Source organism: Oligoflexus sp. (assembly GCF_035638955.1).
Taxonomy (GTDB): Bacteria; Bdellovibrionota_B; Oligoflexia; order Oligoflexales; family Oligoflexaceae; genus Oligoflexus.
In genome coordinates, this window is sequence record NZ_DASQYZ010000246.1 from 1 (window position 1) to 6,760 (window position 6,760).

General features: G+C 52.4%; 6 protein-coding genes. All 6 read left to right on the forward strand.

The annotated features are described in order from the left end of the window. Window positions 1–410: DDE-type integrase/transposase/recombinase (locus VE954_RS22850; RefSeq protein WP_324957134.1), on the forward strand; the 410-nt coding region annotated here is incomplete at its 5' end. A gap of 534 nt (window positions 411–944) precedes the next feature. Continuing rightward, window positions 945–1,529, forward strand: a complete 585-nt coding sequence (locus VE954_RS22855) for a hypothetical protein (RefSeq protein ID WP_324957136.1) — start codon at window positions 945–947, stop codon at window positions 1,527–1,529. A gap of 2 nt (window positions 1,530–1,531) precedes the next feature. Further along, a complete protein-coding gene (locus VE954_RS22860; RefSeq protein ID WP_324957138.1) occupies window positions 1,532–1,933 on the forward strand; it encodes a PAN domain-containing protein in 402 nt (133 codons plus the stop codon). Then, window positions 1,933–2,178 carry a hypothetical protein gene (locus tag VE954_RS22865; protein WP_324957139.1) on the forward strand — a complete coding sequence of 82 codons (246 nt, stop codon included), beginning with the start codon at window positions 1,933–1,935 and terminating at the stop codon, window positions 2,176–2,178. Before VE954_RS22860 ends, VE954_RS22865 begins: the two co-directional genes overlap by 1 nt. Window positions 2,179–2,450: 272 nt before the next feature. Beyond that, window positions 2,451–4,784 carry a hypothetical protein gene (locus VE954_RS22870; RefSeq protein ID WP_324957141.1) on the forward strand — a complete coding sequence of 778 codons (2,334 nt, stop codon included), beginning with the start codon at window positions 2,451–2,453 and terminating at the stop codon, window positions 4,782–4,784. A gap of 14 nt (window positions 4,785–4,798) precedes the next feature. Continuing rightward, window positions 4,799–6,586, forward strand: a complete 1,788-nt coding sequence (locus VE954_RS22875; protein WP_324957144.1) for a hypothetical protein — start codon at window positions 4,799–4,801, stop codon at window positions 6,584–6,586. Window positions 6,587–6,760 lie beyond the last annotated feature (174 nt).

Consider the following 6,760-nt stretch of genomic DNA (forward strand, 5'->3'; position numbering starts at 1 on the left):
GCAACAAGGAATGTGGCGCGGGTATCAGTAAAAGGTTGGATCGGTGGAAGCCGGATGAGCCGAGAGGTTCCCGTCCGGTTTTAAGAGGGGCTCTGGATGAAACGCCAGGGTCTACTCACCCTTATATCAAGGTCAAAGGCCTGTGGAAATACCTTTACCGGGCAGCGGATAAGGAAGGCAATACCGTCGACTATTTGCTGACGGCAAAGCGCGACGGGAAAGCCGCACAACGCTTTCTCTCCAGGGCTGTCAGGTTAAATAACGAACCCATAAAAGTCACCATCGACAAAAGCGGAGCCAACGCCGCTGGCATTCAGGCCTATAACGACGACGAAGGCGCCGATATCGAAATTCGTCAGAACAAATATTTGAACAACGTTATCGAGCAGGACTATAGGCCCATCAAATAGTTATGCAGAGCCACGCTGGGCTTTGGGAGGTTTCGAACGGCAAAGATCACAATCGGTGGCTTTGAGTCGATGAGGATCATTCGAAAACGACAGCTCGAAGCAGAGGGATACACCGCTGCTGAGATCTTCTATTCCGTGGCTGCAAGATTGCTCGCGAATCCAGATATTTCCTCGCTCAGAGTTTGCAAACGCAAAATAAAGCCCTATTATCTCTGTCCCATGAAGAAGATCGTGGAAAGACCTGCTCCACAGAGAATTTTGAGAGTACCGGCAAGCCCGACCCAAAACCAGAGCCAACACCAACCCCGACGAATACTCCTGAACCATCACGCGACCCGGAACCCGCTCCAGAACCAGAACCCACTCCCAGGGCTTCGCTGCTCAACTATCGCAGCAGTTTTGCTCAACGCAACGTTCGTCTGAACCTGCCAAAATTGCCTGAATTCCTGCTCCTTCAAACCCTTGCAGCATTTTCTGGAAACGACCGTCTTAATCGAAGTCGTGATTCACAATTCCAGGAAAGGTCTGTTTCCTATGAAATTCATCAAATATTTCTCATTGCTTGCAGCACTGAGTCCCGCCGCTTTTGCGGCTGATGTCACCGATCACGTGCTGGCCATCCAGCAGGGCGAGTTGCACAAGCTGAAACAGAATCTGGCACAATTCGACCGCTATTCTATATACAGTCCCTCCTGCTCCTCGATCTTCCAGGAGCTGGCCCAGTGGAAGCAGTCGAGCGCTTCAAAGCGAATCGATATCAAACTGGTGAGTAACAAGCTCAGAACAGCGGACGCTAACGTTCCGAATTTCGGCTTTGCCAGCTTTGGCGAAGGCCAGATGGTCATGGAAGGCAGCAACCTCGCTGGGACCTATCTCAAGTACTACAGCGACCGCAAAAACGGCACTCAGGCCTTTAACGTCGCAGCGCCGGACACGGTGAAAATCACCCTGGAACCGCGTGGCTCGGGTTATGTGAATCTTGTGACCTGGGGCAACACGCGCTTGGATTTGGAGGGTGTGATCTGCACCCGCGATTCGTTTGGAGCCCAAATGGTAGCCCGTTATCGTGAAGGCAACGGAACCAGTATGATACTAGTGTCCTTCCACAAAGGTGAATAATCATGAAACGTTCTTCCTGGTTCATCGGCCTGATCATGCTCGCTCTCAGTGGACACGCGTGGAGCGTCCCCGGGGTCACCTCCGCACACATCACACAAATTCGTCAAGTCAAAAGCTATTTCAATAAAGCAGGCGAATGGAACGGCACGACCCCCGAGCGCGAGGTTCAATGGCTTGAGGGCACTGCTCTCCAGGGCCGCGACTATCGTGTGACGGCTCTTGCAGCTGATGCCGATCAAAAGGCCTGCGCGCGTCTGTGTGCCGAAGACCTTTACTGCGCCGCCTTCACGTTCATCCCTGTATCGGGCTCGATCACGGTACCCCAGTGCTCGCTGAAATATAACGGATTTACAGCTGGGGCCCAGGCCGGAGCAATCTCAGGGCTTGTGCGGGCGCTTCGCTAGTGCCCGAAAGTCGTTTCATAAAGGACTTCATCAAAGATATCGATGATCAACTGTGGGCTCTTGATTACAGCGCTCACCTGTACCGCTTGAAATCCGATCGAACCTGGGAATCAGTCCTGGAGGATGACGAAGTTCTGTCGCGTCTTAAAATCGACCGTATGGGCGTTCACCAGTTGGTGCCGACACCCGCGGGCGGGATTTTCCTCCAGCTGCCAAACCAGCCACTATTGCGCGTATCGCCTTGAAAGACGTGCCTATTAAAAAAAATCATTTACGACAACAAAATAAACCGCCTCGGGCCATCGCCTTCGAAAAATTAACCAGAACGATGAACAAAAACCTGCCATCTAAAAATTTCCTGAGAGAAGCGGCAACATTCGTCCGAGCGGTTTCGTCTTACGTCACGTGAGAAGTCCTGCATCCGTCTGAAAAAAGCTCGAACAATGAAAAATCATTCAGGTCTTGCAGTTTTTGCAACCTTTGCTTTATGTCATTTTAGCTAGCTTGGAGCCAAACCATGTCTACTTCATCGAAGTTTCTGAAGTATTTCCTTCCCGTCGGCATGCTTGTCTATGCATGTGCTCCGGGTTCAAAATCCAAACTTGCTGATATCGCCAGTTCTGAAGGCGAAATTCATACGCAGGTGTACCGAGTGACTCAAAGCTCCGGTGGGGATTCGAAAATTGTCGCTCTGATGGGCCCCTATGCGGGACCTTCCGGAAAAACTCTGAAAGCTATCACCATGGAAGGCTGTGAGAGTGAGCAGGAAGCTTACAAAGTCCTGGGCATAGATAAAGTCAAGGATGAGAACAAATTGTTCACATCGGAAGAGAAGACGCAATATTCTTTGAATGTGTGGGATTCGGTCGATGGTGATCCGGAAATCTTCACCAACTTCTTTGGTTACGGCAAGCAATCGATCGCTTGCAAACCAGCGGTGCAACAGAAGACAACCTGGTACTGGTACCAAAACTTCGACGGCACCGATACCTTCTACTTCCCCAATAAAACCGAAAATCCCGACTTCTACTATAGGATCACTCCAGCTTGCCAGCCGCTCTTGGACAAGTTCAAGGAAGCCTTCGATCCTTCCTATCAAGAGATCAGCTTTTCCATTCCCGATGCTGTCGGGGATCATGTGCAGGATCTGGCTTGTGCCGCTTCCAACGTCATTCTAGAAAGCCCGCTTTGGGGCGTGAGCGTTAACTACCTCCGCACCGCCAACTTCAATTTCAAATTCGGCGCTGCGGAATCTGAATTCAATAACTCCGTGCTCCTGGTGACCTACCGCTCGCCCCAGGGCGTCGTGAGCTACTTCCCCATCTTGAGCATCAATGGCGAGCGTTTGCCGAAAAATTCAGTGAGGATCATGACGGACAGCTTGAAAGCCAATCTGGATGCTTTCATTGAGAAAGTCACACCGATCATTCCGCCGATCCTCACGATCGCCCGAACGACGATTTCCACCAAAGATGCGGAAGCCTTCCTCGCGGCCATCCCGACCACAGCTTTCTACGATATTTGCTTGGAAGGTGCCCCTGCGGCTTGTTCCAACAAAGCCTACTGGGCAACCTCTGTGCAACGACCACCGTTTGAAGATGGAGAGCTCGACTTGCGTCCGCTCTATTCCTTGGTGCCCGCTCCTCTCAAGACGACCGAAAAGACCCTAATCAACAAGCGTTTAGCTGATGTGGTCAGCATCAATCAACCCGGGGTTGTCGAGCCTCGCCGCTTTGGTTTTGAGACTTGCGGTTCGTACAGCTTGAGTTCGATGTTTGGTTCCACCCAGAAAAACGGCCCCATTGTGGATTCCACGAGTTTGGATGATCTGAAGCGGGAATCCGTGGGCTATACAACCAGCTTCCGGACCATCGCTGCGGAAAAAACCATCGGCTGCGACTACCCGGCAAGCCTAGTTTGCAATATCGAAGTCCAGGATGAAGCCAGTCTACGGGCAGCACTGTCCGGCACTTCCTGCCAGCCCAATGCCGTCATGCTCAACTTGGCCGTCACCAGTGACATTAAATTGTCTGCTCCGATCAAGTTGACTTTGGATGGTAGCGGCACTCAAGCCGAACGAGCCATCGCCGAGAAATTCGCCAGTATCAAAGAAATTCAATGGCACGGTATTCCGGTCAAAGAGGGCGACAACACTAGGCCACCTAAAATCATCAAGAATTATGCGAACCCTGACAACCAAAGCATGATCAAGTTGGCTGGAATCAATCGCCTGTACATGGAAGGGATCGTCCTCAGCAGCAACATCGCTTCCATGGATCAAACAGCCCTGTCGCTCTACGGCGTGGGTTCAGCTTACCTGGACGGCCTGCAGATCCGGTCCTTGAATCCCTTCACCTCTTTCACTTCGGGAATCTATCTGTCGAATACCCGGCTCACGGCCAGCAACCTTTCGATCGATGCCGCCAACAACGGTATCTTGAGTTCGGCAAGCCGAGTGATCCTGCGCGGTCGCGACAACCACGTGAATATCTATAGAAGTTCGGAAACGACAGGCATCGATTTGGTGCACTCCTTGGCAGCGATCGAAGGCGCCGATCTTTCCGCTGACTACTCCGTGTCGCTGCACTATGGTTCGGTCCTCTACGGTCAGGTCATCAAAGTCAAGGGCACTGGCAGCGGATCTTCGATCGGGTTTCTCTACCAAAACAAAGCATCCTATGCTCTGGTCGCCGAGAAAGCTGAATTCAGCAATCTGTTTGCAGATGTTTACTTCACCGACGATAGCCTATCGATCGTCAACGGTCTGACGATCAAGAGCGATCTTCGGGTTGGCAGCGCGATCTGCGCCAATGTCGAGACACTCACTGACAGAATTTGCAAAAAACCATAAGCGGAGGAAGTCCAATGAAACGCCTTTTACCCTTAATATTCGCTGGTTTCTGTTTCTCGACCTATGCGGGCGCCGATGAGCCGGATGTCGCCATTTATGACTACCGGCCCGCCAGCGGTCCGAGTCTGGTCTTCAAATCCGGCACCAACTATTTCAAGTTGTACTGCGATGATTCCAATCGCCTTGAACAGATGGTGATAGGCCTTGGATTCAATCCTCGGAAGAAATTCACCGCGGTCACAACAAGTCATGCCGAATACAATACTATTACCACCAACCTGACAGCCGACGGCCTCTTTTGCAAAGGCTTTGCCAGCTTCACCGGCGCGCTGGTCGGAAACGGCAATACCCCTGCGACTCCGCCTCCCGCTGACGGTGCCTTGAGCTTCGACAACTCCTACCGGCTGGTGAAATTCAAGGATCTGTTTTACGTCCATAACCCGATCGCCAAACAGTTTTTTGAAATTGGTTGCAATGGCCTCTTGGACAATGTCGAATACAACCTGCTCGATAAAAAACCCTACGGCACGACCCAAAGGATCTTTGACCAGGCGACCCTCAAGAGCAAGCTGCAGTGCGCTTCAGGTACTCTCATCTTGAATCCGCAGGCGCCTAAGTTCAATCAAAACACCGTAACCCAGGCGGCGATAGCCGGCAGCGCCATCAGCTACAAATTCCAAGTGACTGATCCTGAATCCGACCCCATCCAGGTCTTTTTGAAATCCAAGAACTGCCCTTGGCTGAAATTGGATCCGGAAGGCCTGGAAATCAGTGGAACCAGCTACCCTTCAACCGTTCCTTACAGCTGCAACGTGACGGTAGGGGCCTTTGGGGGAGGGGAATTCTCGGACCAGGACTTAACCCTGACCGTGAATATCGAGCCTGTGAAAATCACCAGCATGACGGCTGGTTTCCGCCGCAACTGCATCAAGACCAACAACGGCAAGGTTGCTTGCTGGGGACCTGCGGATAGCGTAGCGGGTGCCAATGTCAAAGAAATGGCCTTGCTGGTGAATGCTGATCTTATCGCCGCGAACAAAACCTTCAATCCCCGTTACGCGGGCATCTATTTCACCAAGGGCAATGAACTCTTGATTCTGAAAAACGGGGCGACCGACGCCACTCGCGTTGCTCTCTTGCCCTTGCCAATCAAAGCGCTCCAGGCTGGTGCGGAACCAGCTTGCGTGCAAACCACCGACAATCTGGTTCGCTGCTACGGCGAGCGGGTTGCGAATTATGATTTGCCAAGCGACACGGCGCCCGATACCTACACCAGCTTCATGTACGGTGCTGGAATCTTCTGCGGCGAGCATGATAGCACTGGCACCGTTCAGTGTCGCTTCCCAGCTCTGTCGATGCCTTTGGGCGCTGCTGGTCAATCATACGGAGCCGGCGGATCGCAGGTTTGTGGTGTGATGAACTCCGGATCGCTCAGCTGCCTCACCCGCGATGCCAACGACGCCGTGGGCGTGAACAAGCCAACCACAGGCTTCTACAAAAAGGTTTCCAACGGCAATGATTTCGCCTGTAGCCTGAGCCGCGAAAACACCGTGCAATGCTGGGGAAGTTCCGACACCTATGGCCAGATCTTCACTAAGCCGGAGTTTTTCGGCGACCTGCAGATCCAGGACATCATGTCCGGTTTCGATCACTCCTGCGTACTCGGCACCAACGCTCAGACCACCATTTGCTGGGGCAGCCGCTTCTTTAATGATTTGACCGATGGCGTCTCCGGTGTGCCGCGCAAGATAAATATCAATGATATGCTCCCCGAACTCGCAGGTTGGGAGGTTGTGCAATGAACAAGAGGCTCAACATGAAATTCACAATGAATCGAATCACCGTCGCTCTGTTTTGCTTGTCGATACTGGCGCTCGGCGCCTGCCAGCGATCTAAAGCGAACTCGAAGCTCTTCAACTCGCAGACCGATGATATCGTGAGCGGCATCTCCATCGATCCCACTGTGACGGCGCGGA

What these genes read in the sequence shown, in the direction of transcription:
- VE954_RS22855 (WP_324957136.1), top strand. Translation starts at nt 945, where the DNA reads ATGAAATTCATCAAATATTTCTCATTGCTTGCAGCACTGAGTCCCGCC.
- VE954_RS22860 (WP_324957138.1), top strand. Translation starts at nt 1,532, where the DNA reads ATGAAACGTTCTTCCTGGTTCATCGGCCTGATCATGCTCGCTCTCAGT.
- VE954_RS22870 (WP_324957141.1), top strand. Translation starts at nt 2,451, where the DNA reads ATGTCTACTTCATCGAAGTTTCTGAAGTATTTCCTTCCCGTCGGCATG.
- VE954_RS22875 (WP_324957144.1), top strand. Translation starts at nt 4,799, where the DNA reads ATGAAACGCCTTTTACCCTTAATATTCGCTGGTTTCTGTTTCTCGACC.